Genomic DNA, 18,478 nt, shown 5'->3' on the forward strand with positions numbered 1-18,478 from the left:
TTCAGATAGAAAAGGTTATTGCCAATCAATAAAGTCCAGAGAAACCCTGTTAAGGAATGCTACTGTTTTATGTATCTCTTTGTACATCACAATGTCGTCATTGATAAAAGCCACTTCTTTCCTGTATTCCTTTAGGAAGTTTTCGAGTATAGGCGATGTTTTTGCGGGACGGCGAAAATCTATTCCCTGCGCGGCATTCATCAACTCTATGGCCAGAATATGATTCAGGTTATCCATTATCTTAAATAATTTGACCGCTGCATTTGCCCCCATACTCACGTGGTCTTCCTGCCCGTTAGACGATACGATGGAATCGCTTGATGCGGCATAGCAGTACATCTTATTCTGGCTAACCATCGAAGCAGATGTATATTGTGGAATCATAAAGCCGGAGTTGACACCCGGGTTAGCGACAAGGAATTCAGGTAGTCCGCGAAGCCCCATTATCAACTGAGCCACACGCCGCTCTGAGATATTACCCAATTCTGATAACGCAATTGCAAGGAAGTCGTAAGAGAGTGCCAATGGCTGTCCGTGAAAGTTTCCGCCCGATACGATCTTATCCTCATCCGGAAATATAGTCGGGTTGTCGGTCACCGAATTTATCTCAGTTAACAAAACTGATGCCACATAGTTCATCGCATCCTTTGTTGCCCCATGTACCTGCGGAATACAACGGAAAGAGTATGGGTCTTGTACATGCGCCTTTTCCCGTGAAATAAGCTCACTGCCTTCAAGTAACTGGCAGAAGTTGGCTGCTGTACTGATCTGACCCTGATGCGGACGCATCTTGTGTATGCCCTCATAGAACGGATCGAGACAACCATCGAAGGCCTCCAACGAGAGAGCTGCTATTAGATCGGCTTTCTTTGATATGGCAAATGCACGGAGAATAGCAAAAACTCCGTTAGCACTCATAAACTGTGTCCCATTGAGTAATGCCAGTCCTTCCTTACTCATCAGGCGGATAGGCTTCCAGCCGAACTCATCCAGTACACTTATTGCCTCACGCTTTTTTCCCTGATAGTAAACATCTCCCGCTCCAATCAGAGGGAGGAAAAGATTAGCCAATGGAGCCAAATCGCCCGATGCGCCGAGTGAACCACGGTCGCAAACAATAGGGATAATATCATTGTTGAAAAAGTCTATAATACGCTGAACCGTTATCACCTGTACTCCGCTATATCCGAGAGACAAAGCATGCGCCTTGAGTAACATCATCAGTTTGACAATGACCGGAGATATCTCCTCTCCTACACTACATGCATGCGATTTTACAAGATTCTCCTGCAAGCGGGTAAGTTCGTCGGGAGATATATTCTTGTTGCAGAGCGAACCGAACCCTGTGGTAATACCATACATAGGTGTTTTCTGCGACTTGATTTTCTCATCGAGGTAATCGCGGCATTTCTGTATACGGTCTTTGGCTTCGGGAGCAAGCTCCAATTTCAGATTCTTGTTTATGATTTGCTCCAGTATCTCAAAGGTTAGCTCACCCGAGCCGACATAATAGACGTTCTTCATAGGTTATAGTGTTTTATTTACCTTTTCCAGCAAAGCTTGTTCTTTAGCTACAGCCGCCTTTTCCAACTGGCCGCATTCTTCTCTCATACGTGCGACATACTCTTCATCTTTCAATGCAGAGAGATTTATCTTCACATTCAGTATCGCACCCAATACGGCTGTACGCGCAGTCATCATACTTACGCAAGCATCTGTTATAGCATTCTGGTTGCCATGTTCGGCAACTTCCTCTATGACCTCCATTATAGCAAAAGCTTTACGTGCGACATCCATAGGCACGTCGGCAGCTATCGTAGTGGTAGCCTGTATCTGCTTGCTACGCTCGGCTTTTTCCTCATCAGTTTCTTTCGGGAGTTTGAATGCAGCAAAGACTTGGTCGTAAGCATCCGAATCGGCATCTATATCGTGGATAAAGAGTGCACGATAGTTGTTTGCTGATGCTGCAAGCTTTTTCATCATCTCTTCTTTATCTTCATACTTCTTCTTGCCAATGGTAAGGTTAGCAACCATTTCGGCAAGGGCCGCTGAAATTGCGGCATTCAATGCGGCAATACTACCTCCTCCGGGAACAGGATCGTTGCCGGCGGTTTGGGATAGGAATTCTTTAACAGTTAAGTTTACTAACATGACATTACTTATTTAGTTTGTTTAATATTTCGTTAATCTCATTCTGCACCCTTTCCGGGTGTTGCTTTTTGTTATAATGAGATGGATTATCCATTAGTAGAAGTAACTCTACTATTTCGGAATCGCCCAATTCATTTATATTTTGGATGTCGATATTTTCATCCTTAATCTTTTTACGGATATAATAATTCAGGCATTCTTCCTGTGTTGTATATTTCTCTACCATCGTTATAATCGGTATTATATCCCAAGCCTTTGTATAGAAAGGATATAATCCTGCATATACAGTTTCCCGACAAGCACAATAACGATTCTCTCCCGCCTGATGATTTATAAAATGCATCAACGACTTAGGTTCTAAAGAATGAGGATATATGATATTGTATATTGTATAAAACTTTTCAGGGAGCTGAGGGCTATTTTTTATCTCAGAAATGAATTTTTCCCTTTCTGATTTATCTATAATGAAAAAGCCTCTAAAATGGAAAAAAGAGAACAGACCAATAATAAAAATTACTGATATCAAAAAAAATATTTTTATTCCCTTTTTCAAATTAATAACTTATGAAACGACAACATTTCCCTTTTTTATTACTTTTTCCACAATATTCATCCCTATATGATATGGCAAGAACTTATATGACGGATATTCGAGAATCACAAGATCACCCTGTTTTCCGACATCTATACTGCCGATTCTGTCAGCTTTTCCTACTGCTGCCGCTCCGTTTATGGTTAAAGCGGCCAAGGCTTCTTCGGGAGATAGCTGCATATAGATAGAAGCCAAAGCAAAAAGTAAAGGAATGGAGTTCGTGAAACTGCTTCCCGGATTCAGGTCAGTAGCCAAAGCCACTGCACAACCGGAGTCTATCATATAACGTCCCCGCGCATAATGTTCCTTTAGAGAAAAAGCTGTACATGGAAGCAATGTAGCCACTACTCCGCTCTCGGCTAAATCCTCGATTCCATTGTCCGAGGCTTGTAGCAGATGATCGGCAGAAAGGGCTTTCAGTTCGGCTGCGAGTTCTGCACCGCCCAGAGTGACAATCTCATCGGCATGTATTTTCAGCTTGAAACCCAGATCACGGGCGGCCGTAAGATATCTTCGTGATTGATCTATATCGAATACATTCCTTTCGCAAAAGATATCACAACATTCGGCAAGGCCTTTCGACTTTACTTCGGGCATTACCTCCTTAATCATATAATCGAGGAATTCATCTTCCCGTCCTTTATATTCCGTAGGAGTAGCATGTGCCCCCATAAAGGTGCTGACAATATCTACGGCATGCTCTTTATTCAGCGATTTCATTACCTCAAGCTGCTTCAGTTCAGTTGCCTTATCCATGCCATATCCGCTCTTCCCTTCAACGGTAGTGACGCCCATTGCCAGCATGCTGTTGAGACGTTTCCGGCCCGAATTTTTCAATTCGTCGAACGAAGCATTGCGTGTCGCGGTCATCGTGTTGTGAATACCACCTCCACGCTCCATGATAGACATATAGCTGTCACCACGCATACGCCACGAGAATTCTTCTTCGCGGTATCCTCCGAATATGAAATGGGTATGGGAATCCACGAAGCCCGGAAGTACAGCCTTACCTGTAGCGTCAACCACTTCATGGTCAGGAAAATCGGACAGCGGCGGGCAATTAGCATCCTTTCCCACATAGGTGATGATGCCATCGGTAATGATAACCGTTCCGTTCTCTATCACTGAAAGATCGGACATCTCCTTTCCTTTCTTCGCTGAGAATCCGCTACACGTAACTAATTGCGTTACGTTCTTTATAATGATATTACCTTTTTTCATATCAGCCCCTCCAACCTCCCCAAGGGGAGGCTTTATGATAGTATATATTTATTCAAAATGTGTCTCATTCTTAATTACCCCCTTTGGGGGCAGGGGGCCTACTCCATCAGATGGGTTTCTAATACCTGCTTTGTAGAAAAGCCTTCTAACCCGAGGTAATAGGCAGCCGTATTTATCAGTGCATCCATAGGAACAAGTCCGATAATTTCCGCACCTACAATACTTACCCCATAGCGGTTAGCTTCGATGCGCACCAGCTCATGAGCACGATAAATGGCAGTCTTGGTATAATCGGTCAGGTTCATCGATACCTGTACAATACCCCTGTCGGTAAGCTCCACACCCATCGCCTTACAGAAACGAAGCCCGCCACCGAGGAAACGTACTTTTTTGGCAATGGCATCAGCTATTTCCAGCTTGTCCGTATTCAGGTTCACATTGTAAGCTACTAACGGCATACGTGCGCCTATAACGGTCGCACCTGCTGTCGGATGTGGCTGTAAATGGCCGAAATCGGGTTTCCACTCGGGTAATTGCATTTTATCTTTCAAGCCTTCAAATTCACCTTTGCGGATAGTAGCCAGGTTTTCGCGATGTGGCGCAGATGCAGCTTTCTCGTATAGATAAACGGGTAAGTTGTATTTGTCTGCCACTTCTTTAGCTACTTCTTTGGACAGACTGATTGCCTCTTCCATCGACACATTGCGAATTGGGATAAACGGCACTACATCTACTGCTCCCATACGCGGATGCTGTCCCTTGTGATGGTTGAGGTCGATAATATCCACTGCAATGCCGATAGCTTCTATTACAGCTTTCTTTAGTGCTTCGGGTTCGCCTACTATGGTTACGACCATGCGGTTATGGTCTTTATCTGTACTGTAATCGAGTAGCTTTACGCCTGCTTTTGCACGGAAAGCATTCGCTATCTTTTCTACCTTTTCCAAATCGCGCCCTTCGCTGAAATTGGGTACGCATTCTACGATTTTGTTAGTGCTCATGGTATGTTGTTTTTTATTCTATATATTTTCTAGATTACTAAAGAATTGTTTATCTGTTTGAACAATTTCAACTAGTTCATATATTTGAGGATCAAGGGCTGAAGAATCTATGATTTTTAGATATTCATCTACAATATCCTTATCAATATAAATTTTGCCACTACCAGCCCAATGCCTATCCTGTCCATTCTTCTTAATGCCGGATATCCAATAAAGCTCTCCTGTTTGTATATCTCTTGCATATCCATGCCCATTCCCCTTAAACGCTTGTCCATTAAAATAGATAGTTTTTCCAGTTTTAGAAAACTCAACTTTTCCAATCCAAGCAGGGCCATTATCCGAATAGCCGGATTTCAATTCAATGTATTTAATTTGAGGTATCATTCTTTAATTTCTTTCTTTAATTTTTCATAATCATCCCTTGTCATTATAACAAGTGATTCACTCTCGCAGTCCCATATACTTACATAATATCGGGACATTACAATATGCTGCTTCCAACCGGCAAACTTTGCATAAAGCATCAGCGTACATATATCGGTGGCTGTAATAAATTCATCCGTTCCTTCTGCATGGGAATGCATTGAAGCAATAGCCTCTTGTTCATCATCAATCTTAATAGGAATCAGGTTGCGATGAAGCTTTTCTTTCTCTGTCAGATTATTATCTTTGTCGAAGACCATCAGGTAATCGTTCCCGAAAAGGACTGTACCCGTTACTTTAGGCGCTGTGAGGGCATATACGATTTTCTCTCCTCCTTTGTTTGTAGGGATCAGATTCAGACTGGTATTGTTATATGCCTTGAACAATGTATCCTGCTGCACTTCTTCAAAAGCTTTTGTGCGGATGGTATATAACTCTTTTTCGAGGGCTTTGAAATCCCTTTCCTTAAAGTCTATTGTGGCTGTTTCCACTATACTGATATCACCAAAAGATACAACACCCAGAACCCTCGGATTATTCCCTTTGGAAAAGACCAGGCATTTGGGTTTATTACCATCCATAAAGGAAAAGTAGCCTCCTATCCGGTGAGGTTCTTTATAGCTTTTAGAGAATATATCTGTCCCGCTCCACGCTGCCTTTTCGAGCTGATACAGGTATTTTCCTTCTATAGTAATATCCATGGCCACTTTAGCCAGATCCAGTTGGGAGAAAGAGTTCAGTGAAACAAACAATAATATCAGGGTTACTAGTTTCTTCATTATTTACAAAGTTGCTTTATATATTCATCATCAGCCAGATAAGGCATCGTGATATGGTATTCGTCTTTATGGGATTGGTTGAACGATTCGCAGGTTTCTATTGCATTCCCGTTTCTTGCCCACGAACGGCGGGCAACTCCTCCCATTACATCCCACAACATAGATGAACGAATAATACCATCGATTCGTTCACTACCATCGCAAACTAATCCGAATCCTCCGTTTATCGACTTGCCAATTCCGACGCCTCCTCCGTTGTGAAGTGCAACCAGACTCATGCCACGGGCGGCATTTCCGGCAAAACACTGCACAGCCATATCGGCCATTACATTACTGCCGTCTTTTATATTTGCCGTTTCGCGGAAAGGGGAATCAGTACCGCTTACATCATGATGATCGCGACCGAGCATGATAGGCCCGACTTCACCATCGCGTACCAGCTGGTTGAATCTCAGGGCAATATTCATTCGTCCTAAAGCATCCTGATAAAGGATACGCGCCTGTGTACCTACTACCAATTGGTTTTTCTCGGCATCGCGAATCCAGTCGTAATTGTCTTTATCCTGCCCTCTTCGTGTAGGATCTATACATTCCATTGCCGCATGGTCGGTCTTTATCAGGTCTTCATGTTTTCCGCTCAGGCACACCCAGCGGAAAGGACCGTATCCGTAATCGAATAATTCGGGGCCCATAATATCCTCAACATAAGATGGCCATATAAATCCGTCTTTTTCATCTATACCGTTTTTAGAAATCTCTTTCACTCCGGCATCATATATTGCTTTCATAAAAGAATTACCATAGTCAAAGAAATAGGTACCACGGTTCACGAGTTTACGAATCACTTCGAAATGACGCCTCAACGATTCATCCACCAACTTACGGAAAGTACCCCTGTCCTTTTTCAATAAACGTGTACGCTCCTCAAAAGATATTCCTACAGGACAATATCCCCCTTCGTATGCAGCATGACATGATGTTTGATCAGACAATAAATCGATGTGTATCTGATTTGTCTGAGCATATTCGAGCAGATCGACAACGTTGCCAAGATAGGCGATTGAACAAGACTTACGTTCCCTTTTGGCTGTCTTAGCTAATTTAAAGGCTTCGCCCGCATCCAAAACAATATGATGCACCCAACCCTGATTATAACGGGTTTCAATCCGTGAATAATCCACCTCAGCCGTAATAGATACCGCTCCTGCTATATCGGCAGCTTTTGGCTGAGCGCCGCTCATACCTCCGAGACCGGAAGATACAAAGAGATAGCCATTCAGGTTTTTGTTCTGCGAAATACCCAGTTTCAACCGTCCGGCATTCAGCAGCGTATTAAATGTACCATGCACAATTCCCTGAGGCCCAATATACATCCACCCTCCGGCAGTCATCTGTCCATAATTAGCGACACCCATCTGTGCGGCAACCTCCCAATCGGCTTGGTTGTCGAACATGCCGACCATCATCGAATTGGTAATGATAACACGGGGTGCATCCGGTTTCGATTTGAACAAACCTAAAGGGTGTCCCGATTCTATAACCAGGGTTTGCTCCTGCGTCAATATCTCCAGATATTGCTTTATCAGGTGGTACTGCATCCAATTTTGACATACCTGTCCGGTTTCTCCATATGTAACCAGTTCGTAGGGATAAAGAGCTATGTCGAAACACAGATTATTATCTATCATCACCTGAAAGGCCTTTCCTTCTATACAGTTTCCTTTATACTCATCTATTGGCTTCGGATAAATATCTCCTTCAGGACGGTAGCGGTATCCGTATATACGTCCCCGGGTTTTCAATTCTTTCAGAAATTCGGGAGCTATAGCTTCATGAAGTTCATTAGGTATGTATCGTAAAGCATTCTTGAGAGCAATTTTTGTTTGGGCAGGAGTCAGTTTATATCCCCGGTCGGGAGCACGGCGTATTCCTTCAATGAAAGAGGGATATGCAGGCAGCTGGTTATTGAGTCTGATTTCCATGATTGTTTATTCTATATTGTATTTTTCGAAGATAAGATTTATATTTTTCCCGATGAAAATATTTGATATATTTCTAAGCATGTTTAACGACAATTTTCATAATAAAAAAGCTCCAATTGAATATTTTAATAAAAACAAAGGCTGGTATCAGTAGATACCAGCCTTCAAATATATCAAAACGTCAAAATATCACTTGAGATTTTGTAGATATTCCGAGAGATTTATATCCCTGTCGAGATTCATCTTCTTTCGTAATCTGTATCTGTTTACCTCTACCCCACGTGTAGATATATTCAATAAAGGAGCTATCTCTTTGGTTGAAAGGTTCATATACAAGTAGGCACACAATATTTTATCATTCCGGCTCAGCCCCGGAAAGCGCTCATCCAGCAGCCTGAAGAAATCCTGATGCACAAGGTCGAAATTGGATTTAAATACTTCAAAATCCGTATCATGTTCTATATTGCTATTGATTTGGCTTATAAGCCTTACTACCTTTTGTTTTATTATGTTTACTTCTTTCTCTTCATCTATAGATTTTGATATACTCAAGGCATTCTTTTTAACATCTTCAAGAATTTCATTTTTGCGGATTACATTTAGCATATACCCACTGAGTTCCTGAGTTTTATATCGCAATTCAGTTTTCAGATTTTCATTCTGGAGTTCATATATTTCCTGATCTTTCAACTTGGTTTCCTCTTCATAACGCTTGGTTTGTGCTATCAATTCTTCACCTTTCTGGTATATTATCTTCTTTTGCTTACTTATTGTCTTTTTATACAGAACAAATAAGAAAATGATAATTATCAGAAAATACAATATATACGCCAGGGAAGACCTATACCATGGGGGAAAAATCATGAAGCTGACAGAGGCCGTATTTGTCGGATCCGTATTCCCATTTACAAATGCCTTTACTTCAAACACATACTTCCCTTCTGACAAATTGGTATATTCTTTCGATGCGATGGATGAGGGCAAGCTCCATTCATCATCCACACCCCTAAGCCTGTATACATATAGTATATCTGATGTTTGCGTGAAATCTGTTGCAGCAAAATTTATCTTTATCGAATTTAAGGAATAGGGTATGGATACGAGAGAGGTAGCCTGCCCCGTACTGATAATGCTATCATTCCGGCTACTGGAAAGGCTTTTTATATAAGTCTTTATATTTTTTAGCTTATGAATATCTTTGGTTAAGTCTATCTTTATAAAGGCATTATCTACAGATATAATTGCAGATTTAGGATCGGGAAGGTAAACATTCTCATGATTAATAATCAGCTCATTAGACAGTCCCCAATTGTATATGGAAGCATTGTAACCATTAGGCGAATATTTCCTGAATTTCAGCTTGCTGTCTGTCACAAACCATATATTCTTTAGTTTATCTACAAATAAGAACTCATAATATCGGGGCCCTTCAAGCATGGATTCGAGTTGCGTATATTTGTCGAAGCTATCTGTGATACGGCTATATTGGTAAATTCCATCCAGTCCGCAAATAATAAGATTATTATCAACCTTCCGGAAAAACAAATTTTCACTCGTTCTCGAATTTCCCAGTGTATATTCTTTTCTGTTGGTTATGCCATAGAATACAGAATCGAAAGTTATCTTTTCCACTTTCTGTTTATCATTTACTAACCAGAAACTATGCGGATTTTCATCATCTTCAATGAATCCCCGACTCGAATTGTTAAAATTCTCCACCCTATGCGAAGGCACCCATCTGCCGTTTTTTTTCTCTATTATATCCAAACCGAAATAACTTCCTGCTATCAGCTTATCCTTATCCGGAGCTATCGGATGAGTTTCCCATATACCGGGTATATTTATCTTGTATGTTCCTGTAGCATCTATAACCATAATTCCATTATCTCCGGAGCAAAAAAGAGAATTATCATATTCCAGCATTGACCATATCTGCCCTTCCGATCCCTTTATTAATCGGCAAGTGCCATCGGGTTCCGATTTATATAATCCCTGGTTGGTACCCAGGTAAAATTCATTTCTGTAAAGGGCCGAACAATATCCGGTGCCAATGGGAGAAACAGTCGCATAAAGGTGGCTTACGGGAGTATTCAGATCTATAAGGCCAATACCTTTGTCGAGCCCCAGCCAAAGGTTATTGTCTTTATCGAAAAATGAACTCAGAATAGTATTGTTCTTCAGGCCATTATCAAGATTATAAATTTCTTTAAATCGAGGATTCTTTAAATCGAAAAGCAGAGTTCCGCTCTGGACTGAGCCTAACGCAACCACCGAACCGAGTATAGAGGTACTGAACATCTGGTTGGCAGAGATAAAATCATCAGCAATAGAATGTACCCGTTGTATACTATTATTATCCAGTAAATACAGGCCAAATTGAGCAGTGGTTACCAACAATCGATTCTCGTATGGAAGGATACTGACTAGCTTATGAGACAATAATGAAGAAGATGTGGATAGAAATTCCATCTTATTTTCTTTATTCAAAAAAAAGATTCCCTCTGTAGTGCCTATATATAACTTCCCTCCTACTATACCCGAACAATCTATCTTTTTATCTATAGCTATAGTCCTTATCCCGAGACCGTCTTTATACATATGTATATGCATATCGCTGATGAAATATATAATATTATCGTTCAGTAATATTTTCCACACTTCTCCTGTCCAACCGGTAATCTTTTCTGATAAAGACTTGTATTCCAGAAATCCCATCTCATTGGGTGCGAAGTAACCAAATTCAGAACTTCCACCTACGAATATTTTATTATTGACAATTTTTAACGAACGTAAAATCCGGTTCCTGATTGGATATAAAGACCAGTTAACTCCATCAAATTCAAGCAGACCGTTATTATTTGCACAGTATATCCATCCGTTTTCAGATTGATCTATCATCCAGTTCTGAGGCCCCGCCTCATACTGCCCGCGTTCGTAATTGATAACTTTTCGTTTCCATACCGGGTTTGCATAACTATATGCAGACACAAGAAAAGCTATGATAAGAATATATATATATTTCATGTCGATTTAAGATATATGCACAAAAAACCTTGTTCCAAATAATTTCTTCAACTATTTGGAATAAGGTTTTCTGATAGTGTACAACTCGTATTTACTCTCTCTCTCTCTCTCTCTCTCTCTCTCTCTCTCTCTCTCTCTCTAACAAAAAGTATTTAATCGCCAAATTATCAGCAAATAAAATGGCAGAACAAAATGTCGTATTATTCAATTTTTGCCTCATTAATATATAAATCGTTATTTATAGATTTGGTTACACATCTAATCATTATGACTGCCGATAGTCTGATTTAACCCTCAAAAATAGTCATAATTTGTAGTCATTGCTATTCAAAGAGATTTCCTTAAACTACTATTTGAATCCTCTCGAATCCAAATATACAATATTAATTGTTAAATAAAATACAAACAACAGAATTATTTACATAACTAGTTATTTATCAATAACAAATAAAAGTGATGTAGTAGTATTGTAGTATTCATTTATATTCATTTTTGAGTTTTTGATGTATTAAAAAATTATAAAAAAAAATAGAAGGGAAGTATGTTTGCAAAAGATTCTTGAAAAGGCTCTAAAAACTATTAATTAAATCAACCTTAAATTAACAATCATGAAGAGAGAACCCATCTTTTGGAAAATTTTATTCATTCTTCCTCTATTTCTTTTTTCTTCCTTGGCTGTATTCGGACAGACGTCTGAAATAAAAGGAACTGTAACAGATGCAGCTACAGGAGAAACGTTAATCGGTGTATCAGTCTCCGAGAAGGGGACCACAAATGGTACTATGACCGATCTGGACGGTCAGTATTCTATTAAAGTTCCATCCGGAGCTACGTTGATATTTACATATGTCGGATATGTAACTCAGGAAAGGCCCGCTACGGGAGGTACAATAAATGTAGCCTTAAGTCTCACTCAACAGATGCTGGATGAAGTAGTGGTCATCGGCTATGGCGTTCAGAAAAAAAGTGTGGTTACTGCGGCAATCAGTAGCGTAAAGTCTTCTGATATCGAAAAACTGACGCCTTCTCGTATCGAAAATGTACTGAAAGGCCAGGTATCCGGTGTACAGGTTACACAAGGCTCAGGACAACCCGGTAGTGGTTCTACTGTCCGCATACGCGGTATCGGTACTACCGGCAACAGTGATCCTCTATACATCGTGGACGGAATGGCTGTAGACGGAGGTATCACTAATCTGAATCCTTCCGATATTGCATCAGTAGAAATATTGAAAGACGGTGCATCGGCTGCTGTATACGGATCGCGTGCAGCAAATGGTGTAGTTCTGATAACAACCAAAACAGGAGTAGCAGGTAAACCTAAAATCAGCTATGACATGAGTTATGGATTCCAAAACCCATGGAAGAAAAAAGCGGTGCTCAACTCGGAACAGTACATGGTACTGGTTAACGAACTGTATTTAAACAATGGAGAAGCACTTCTCTACTCGTCCAAGGACATTGCCGATGCACGGGCAGGACTAACTCCGAATACCGACTGGCAGGAAGAGGTGTTCAATAAAGACGCTCCGGTACAAAATCATCAGATCAGTATCTCCGGTGGAAATGACAAAATTTCATATTATCTGTCTTTCGGTTACTTTGATCAGGAAGGTATTATCGGTGGCAACTATAATGCTTCAAATTACAAACGCTGGAGTGTTCGTAGCAACAATACTTACGAAGTATACAATGCGGAAAAAGAGCGCAGCTTCCTTAATAAATTGAAAATTGGCTCAAACGTAACTTATTCCCGAGGTAAAAAAATAGGGATAGGTACAAACGATGTATTCGGAACAGTATTGGGTAGCGCAACGACTTTACCCCCTAACCTAAGCGTATATCTGTCTGAAGATGATGGAAAAGCATTACTCGAGAAACATCCGTATGCAGTAAAAGCAAAAGACGGCCGTGTATTAAATCCCGCTCCCGCTTATTTCCAGGAAATCCGGAATCCGATCGGTTTAATGTTACGCCCGGACAAGAGCTTCGATAATGAAGACAAATTCATCGGAACGTTCTGGGGCGAATTAAATCTGTATAAAGGACTAACATTTAAAAGCAGCTATGGTTTCGACCTCGCATTCTGGGGCAATGACGGCTACAGATTCCCTTATTATCTATCGGATAACTCAGCTGCATCGAATGAAGACCCTGCCAAATCGGAAGTATGGTCGAGCATGAACCGTGGAGCTACATGGCAGATAGAAAATACGCTGAACTATAACTTCAAAATAGGAGAAGACCACTCCTTCACTATCCTTGCAGGACAATCGGCCCGGGAATATTCTGTACGTGCCGTTAGCGGTAGCGGATATGAGCATATCTCTTACGACCCTTCCATGATGGTGATCGACGCCACGCGTGGTGATGCTACAAAAGGAGGCCGCCGCAGTGGAGGTAGCGCATCCAGCACAACTCTGGCCTCTTATTTCGGGCGTTTAGATTATAACTTTGCCGAGCGCTATATGCTTCAGGCAACAGTACGTCGCGATGGTTCCGACAAATTTGGTAGTAACAACAAGTGGGGAACATTCCCATCCTTCTCTGTAGGTTGGAATGTCCTTAACGAACCGTTTATGAAAGATATAACTCCTGAGTGGTTCCACAATATGAAGCTGAGAGGCAGTTGGGGTGTCAACGGTAATCAGAGAATCGATGCTTATGCATACATGAGTCTGATGGATGGTGGCCAAAATTACTATTTCGGAGAAAATATGTATTACGGTATAAGCAGCGGACGCCTTCCAAATCCGGACCTAAAATGGGAAGAAAGTAAACAAACCGATATAGGTCTCGATCTAGGCTTTCTGAGAAATTCCCTTACACTGACAGTAGACTATTACAAGAAACGCACTGTAGGTATGCTTCGCGAAAAGCCAACTCCTAGCTATGTAGGTCTACGTGCACCTTTAGCCAACTCAGGTACGATGGATAATTCCGGTTGGGAATTTGATGTGAGTTACCGTGGCGAGATACAAGACGTAAACTTTGGCGTCAAAGCGAATGCATCTTATATGAAAAATACATTGGTGGATTACGGTAATGCCAGTGGTGAGAATTCATGGGGAGGTGTTGGTGCTGCCGGTGTTGAGAACTTTATCTATCAAAAGAACGGAATGCCTAGTCCATATTTCTACGGATATCGTACCGATGGAATATTACAGACCCAGGAAGAAGCCGATGAATATAACTTCAAATACGGAGAGAATGCCAAACCAGGTGATGTCCGTTTTAAAAACCTCAACGGAGATGATAAAATCGACGATGAGGACAGAGATATGATAGGTAAACCAAATCCGGACTGGACATTTGGTCTTACTCTCAATGCAGAATGGAAAGGATTTGATTTCTATGCGTTCTTCCAAGGAGTTACCGGAAATAAAATTTTTGATATCTCGAAACGTTCAGATATTCCTCGGCAAAACTTACCGTCATGGATGCTCGACAGATGGACCGGACCAGGTACTTCAAACAAGATTCCCCGCCTTGTTGCAGGAGAAGACAACCGTAACTGGCGCGCTTCAGATCTTTATATCAAAAACGGTGCATATTGCCGTTTGAAGAATATACAGTTGGGATATACTATTCCGGCAGCCATTACACGAAAAGCCAGTATCGACCGCCTTCGCATATATGTAGCGGCCGAAAATCTCCTCACCTTTACCAAATACGATGGTTTTGACCCTGAGATCGGAGATGGAGATATGGGGGTTGACAAAGGCATATACCCACAAGCACGTACTATAACATTAGGTGCCAGCATTTCCTTCTAATTAAGAACCATGAAAACAATTACAAATATGAAACATATATTTTCGAAAAAAAGCAAATATACAATGCAACGCATTTGTACATGGGGACTAGGTGCTCTCCTCTTGGCGTTGCCCTCTTGTGGAGAAGACTTCCTTACTGTCTATCCTACAAATCAGGTTGCAGCAGGCGCTCCTGCCACAAAAGACGTGATTGAACAAATGCTTACTTCCTCTTATCAGATTCTTCTGATGGATAACTATGCAAATGGATCTATTGCCAGCGTAACTATTTTCGGAGATTTCCGTTCCGACGATATCTACAAAGGGGGAGGTGATGCTACCGACCAGCCGCCTTACTATTATATGTCACAATATAAAAGTACATCTGTAGATATACCTACAGGATGGTGGAGCATCTATTATACAGGTCTGCAACGTTGCAACAGTACATTACAAGCCTGTGACAATGCAATAAGCGGATCAGCCGCAGAAATAAACCGGCTTAGAGCAGAAACACGTACACTACGGGCATATTATGTACATTTACTATGGAAAGCATGGGGTAATATCCCTTATTATGAAGTTCCATTGGCACCTCCTTATCTGGCTCCTCAACTTTCTGCCGACGACGTGTATCAAAAAATTATAGCAGACCTGGACGCCGCTATTAATACAGAAGAATTGCCAATGAATACTACAGGGGCAAATGCCTCGCGTATCAACAAAGCAATGGCTATGATGACCAAGGCCCGTGTGGTTATGTATCAGAAAGACCAGACAAAATATGCTCAGGTACTTGAAGATATGAAAAAGATCATTGGTAGCGGAGAATTTGATCTGATCAAAAAAAGTCCTGATGCAAAACTCACTGACAATCCGATAGAATGGATGTTCCTTCGTGAAGGTGAATTCTGTAAAGAATCCATCTTTGAAAGCAATCAACTTTCCGAAGGTAAAACATGGGGTAATTCATGGGTTGGGTATGGTACTTATTTGCCAAGGGTAATCTCGGCACGTTCTCTTAAAGATTCGAAAGGCACATTTGCTTTTGGTTGGGGCTGGTGTCCTGTACAACCGGATGCTTATGCTATTTTCAATGAATCGGGAGATTATCGTAAAGATGCAAGCGTTATCCAGTGGCCGAGTGGGACATACGAACCTGGTTACCAAAATACCGGCCTGTTCTTACGCAAATATACCGCCCGTGTGGGATATAACCAGAATACAACCGGAGATGCCGACCTCAATTTCGACAACAACACGCGTATATATCGCTTGGCCGAAACTTACCTGAATGCAGCAGAACTTAGTTTCTACGCAGGAGGCGAAGGCGCAGCAAAACCTTATCTGGATGCCATACGCGACCGCGCTTTCGGAGATGTGAACCATCGTATACCTGCTACCCTTAACAATATCAAACTGGAGCGCCGTCGCGAATTATTCGGTGAAGGTAACCGCTTCTGGGATCTTGTACGTTGGGGTAGTGACGAAAAAGGACGTGATATAAAAACTGTACTTTCCGTAACCGACGATACATACAAAATGAACCGGACATGGGATGATACAAAAAAATATCTGCCATTGCCTAAAAACGAAATAGATGTAACCAAGGGTACAGAATTTGAGATAAAACAAAATCCCGGATGGGAATAATTATTCAAAATGAGAATCATTATGAAAACATTAAATAATTTCCACATTAAATATAAAAATATGGTACGCAATATTACCACCGGGATCATAGCCTTGTGCTTTCTCCTTACAGCCTGTTCTCCCCAGGAGGACGACAGCTATAAACTCGGAGGCTCACAAGTAGAGATACCTCAAAACCTAAAGATAACAGCAGTTGACAATGATAATGAAGTAGTTATCACGTTCGACCCTATGACCATAATAGATGGCGATGATGTGCTGGCTGTACAATTCTCTTCTGCCGAAGCAGGAATTAATTTTACTGTAAAAGATGCCAGTACAACCGTTCTGAAGAAAAAAGTATACCGCAGTGGCGAATACACCCTCTATGTAGCAGCAATAACCCGTGCAGGAACAGGCACACCACGCGAGATACCATTTACTGTAGCTAAAAACCTATTGCTGGAAACATTAAGTGAGAGTGTATTACCCGAAGTAGTGAAATACAACATTACTGATGCTGCACATCAGGAAACATTCTACAAGAATGAACTTTATATAGAAAAGAATAGTATAATCACACTTGCCGGAGCTATCGGAAACGAAGATGTTATTGTGAATCTCGATTTCTTCGAAAGAGAGAATGCTACTTCAGCCAAATTTATAGGTGAAAGTGGTGTGTATTCTATCTATTGGAATCCTGTACGCAAAAATGTTATTATCGAGCCTACAATTGCGATAGAAGCTCCTAATTATTATGTATTCACAGGACCAGGCATCGGTTATCCAACCACTGTATCATCAGAAGATATCAAAACTGCCTATGGGGCTGGCGATGGCCGTTACACGACTGAATGGGATCCGGGTAAGAGTATCCGCAGCCGCGTGGTGATGCGTAGTACGGGAGAGAATACATATCAGGCGACCATCTGCATTAATGAAGGTGCAACTTTCAAACCTTTCTCAAATACCAACTGGGGTAATGATGTATTCAAAGCCGAAAATTGTACATTCACAGGTTCCGCAATATTTAAAGATGCAGGCGACTGGTCACCTAATGGCAATCTGGATAAAGACGCTTATTATCGTATAACATTGAATTCATCAACGAAAGCCGTAGATATCAAAAAGGTGAGTGCTACCGGCGAAGTGCTACCGGATGATACAGAAGAACCGTCAAGTCCCGACACACCAATCGTTTCAAGCATCTTTAGCGTAACAAATGCTACAAGTAAAGAAATAGACGGAGAGGCAATTCTATCCATGTTCCATACATTGAAAAACGGTGACGAATATACCCCTAGCGGAGGATTGGCTAAAGCCTTATTTAATGTTGATTTCTTTACAAAAACAACAGATGGAAAGCTGAAGTTCTTAGGAGAAGATGGTAACTACCGCTTATTATACAACCCTATCCGTAACAATGTAATCATAAGCGCGGAAGAACCGAAACATCCTGAATATATGTTCATATCTGGTGTCGGACTCGGTTATCCGACAAAAGTATCCGCTGCTGTAATCAGCTCGGTTTATCCAGACAAAGGAATCGCAACCCTTGATAACTGGGACTTTAGCAATGCAATGGAATTTATCCTCATGCGAAAGGTAAGCGACAATGTCTATCAGGCTACCGTAATGATGCCTTTCGAGAAAAAATATTGGTGGGATGGAGGACCTTATGCTTCATTCAAGGTTTATACAGCTCCGGCTGCTGAAGCTGCAAATGAAAAAGGTGCGAAATTCTTCTCCGAAGCAGGAGGTATTACAGGAACTGCTACTGGTATAGTTACAGAAATTCTTGACATTCCCGAAGACAACAATATGGATATTTTTGCTAAATTATCGGCTGCTACATTGCGTATCACTGTTGATATGAATGCAAAATCGATGAAAGTAGACAATATCGTATTACCATAAG

General features: G+C 41.3%; 13 protein-coding genes. 3 read left to right on the forward strand and 10 right to left on the reverse strand.

Annotated features, from left to right (window positions below):
* Positions 1–15 precede the first annotated feature (15 nt).
* The 10 genes from hutH to QZL88_RS09675 all read right to left on the reverse strand — a co-directional run bounded on the left by hutH (position 16) and on the right by QZL88_RS09675 (position 11,393).
* Entirely contained in the window at positions 16–1,524 is a 1,509-nt protein-coding gene (hutH, locus tag QZL88_RS09630) for a histidine ammonia-lyase (RefSeq protein ID WP_296940561.1), read from the reverse strand.
* Between the two features lie 3 nt (positions 1,525–1,527).
* Positions 1,528–2,151: a cyclodeaminase/cyclohydrolase family protein gene (locus QZL88_RS09635; protein WP_296940562.1), complete on the reverse strand. Its 624-nt coding sequence runs from the start codon at positions 2,149–2,151 to the stop codon at positions 1,528–1,530.
* A 4-nt stretch (positions 2,152–2,155) separates the two neighbouring features.
* Positions 2,156–2,494 carry a hypothetical protein gene (locus QZL88_RS09640; protein WP_296940563.1) on the reverse strand — a complete coding sequence of 113 codons (339 nt, stop codon included), beginning with the start codon at positions 2,492–2,494 and terminating at the stop codon, positions 2,156–2,158.
* A gap of 219 nt (positions 2,495–2,713) precedes the next feature.
* Positions 2,714–3,964, reverse strand: a complete 1,251-nt coding sequence (gene hutI / locus QZL88_RS09645; RefSeq protein ID WP_296940564.1) for an imidazolonepropionase — start codon at positions 3,962–3,964, stop codon at positions 2,714–2,716.
* 98 nt (positions 3,965–4,062) lie between these two features.
* Positions 4,063–4,965: a glutamate formimidoyltransferase gene (ftcD, locus tag QZL88_RS09650; protein ID WP_296940565.1), complete on the reverse strand. Its 903-nt coding sequence runs from the start codon at positions 4,963–4,965 to the stop codon at positions 4,063–4,065.
* Positions 4,966–4,983: 18 nt separating this feature from the next.
* Positions 4,984–5,349 (reverse strand): hypothetical protein, encoded by a 366-nt coding sequence (locus QZL88_RS09655; RefSeq protein ID WP_296940566.1) that lies wholly within the window; start codon positions 5,347–5,349, stop codon positions 4,984–4,986.
* Positions 5,346–6,167, reverse strand: a complete 822-nt coding sequence (locus tag QZL88_RS09660) for a hypothetical protein (protein ID WP_296940567.1) — start codon at positions 6,165–6,167, stop codon at positions 5,346–5,348. The genes QZL88_RS09655 and QZL88_RS09660 overlap by 4 nt, the downstream gene beginning before the upstream one ends.
* A complete protein-coding gene (locus QZL88_RS09665; protein WP_296940568.1) occupies positions 6,167–8,149 on the reverse strand; it encodes a urocanate hydratase in 1,983 nt (660 codons plus the stop codon). The genes QZL88_RS09660 and QZL88_RS09665 overlap by 1 nt, the downstream gene beginning before the upstream one ends.
* Before the next feature lie 189 nt (positions 8,150–8,338).
* Positions 8,339–11,173, reverse strand: a complete 2,835-nt coding sequence (locus QZL88_RS09670; RefSeq protein WP_296940570.1) for a triple tyrosine motif-containing protein — start codon at positions 11,171–11,173, stop codon at positions 8,339–8,341.
* A gap of 91 nt (positions 11,174–11,264) precedes the next feature.
* Positions 11,265–11,393, reverse strand: a complete 129-nt coding sequence (locus QZL88_RS09675) for a hypothetical protein (RefSeq protein WP_296940571.1) — start codon at positions 11,391–11,393, stop codon at positions 11,265–11,267.
* A gap of 388 nt (positions 11,394–11,781) precedes the next feature.
* On the opposite strand from QZL88_RS09675, the gene QZL88_RS09680 reads away from it, so the two are divergent.
* The 3 genes from QZL88_RS09680 to QZL88_RS09690 are packed head-to-tail and all read left to right on the forward strand — an operon-like array spanning position 11,782 to position 18,477.
* Positions 11,782–14,949 carry a TonB-dependent receptor gene (locus tag QZL88_RS09680; protein ID WP_296940573.1) on the forward strand — a complete coding sequence of 1,056 codons (3,168 nt, stop codon included), beginning with the start codon at positions 11,782–11,784 and terminating at the stop codon, positions 14,947–14,949.
* Between the two features lie 27 nt (positions 14,950–14,976).
* Positions 14,977–16,581, forward strand: coding sequence for a RagB/SusD family nutrient uptake outer membrane protein (locus QZL88_RS09685; RefSeq protein WP_296940574.1), 1,605 nt, complete (start codon positions 14,977–14,979; stop codon positions 16,579–16,581).
* Between the two features lie 21 nt (positions 16,582–16,602).
* Positions 16,603–18,477: a hypothetical protein gene (locus tag QZL88_RS09690; RefSeq protein ID WP_296940575.1), complete on the forward strand. Its 1,875-nt coding sequence runs from the start codon at positions 16,603–16,605 to the stop codon at positions 18,475–18,477.
* Position 18,478 lies beyond the last annotated feature (1 nt).

The organism is uncultured Dysgonomonas sp. (assembly GCF_900079725.1).
Classification (GTDB): Bacteria; Bacteroidota; Bacteroidia; order Bacteroidales; family Dysgonomonadaceae; genus Dysgonomonas.

Coding starts and splice junctions, on each gene's coding strand:
- hutH (WP_296940561.1), bottom strand. CDS start 1,524: ATGAAGAACGTCTATTATGTCGGCTCGGGTGAGCTAACCTTTGAGATA.
- QZL88_RS09635 (WP_296940562.1), bottom strand. CDS start 2,151: ATGTTAGTAAACTTAACTGTTAAAGAATTCCTATCCCAAACCGCCGGC.
- QZL88_RS09640 (WP_296940563.1), bottom strand. CDS start 2,494: ATGCATTTTATAAATCATCAGGCGGGAGAGAATCGTTATTGTGCTTGT.
- hutI (WP_296940564.1), bottom strand. CDS start 3,964: ATGAAAAAAGGTAATATCATTATAAAGAACGTAACGCAATTAGTTACG.
- ftcD (WP_296940565.1), bottom strand. CDS start 4,965: ATGAGCACTAACAAAATCGTAGAATGCGTACCCAATTTCAGCGAAGGG.
- QZL88_RS09655 (WP_296940566.1), bottom strand. CDS start 5,349: ATGATACCTCAAATTAAATACATTGAATTGAAATCCGGCTATTCGGAT.
- QZL88_RS09660 (WP_296940567.1), bottom strand. CDS start 6,167: ATGAAGAAACTAGTAACCCTGATATTATTGTTTGTTTCACTGAACTCT.
- QZL88_RS09665 (WP_296940568.1), bottom strand. CDS start 8,149: ATGGAAATCAGACTCAATAACCAGCTGCCTGCATATCCCTCTTTCATT.
- QZL88_RS09670 (WP_296940570.1), bottom strand. CDS start 11,173: ATGAAATATATATATATTCTTATCATAGCTTTTCTTGTGTCTGCATAT.
- QZL88_RS09675 (WP_296940571.1), bottom strand. CDS start 11,393: ATGAGGCAAAAATTGAATAATACGACATTTTGTTCTGCCATTTTATTT.
- QZL88_RS09680 (WP_296940573.1), top strand. CDS start 11,782: ATGAAGAGAGAACCCATCTTTTGGAAAATTTTATTCATTCTTCCTCTA.
- QZL88_RS09685 (WP_296940574.1), top strand. CDS start 14,977: ATGAAACATATATTTTCGAAAAAAAGCAAATATACAATGCAACGCATT.
- QZL88_RS09690 (WP_296940575.1), top strand. CDS start 16,603: ATGAAAACATTAAATAATTTCCACATTAAATATAAAAATATGGTACGC.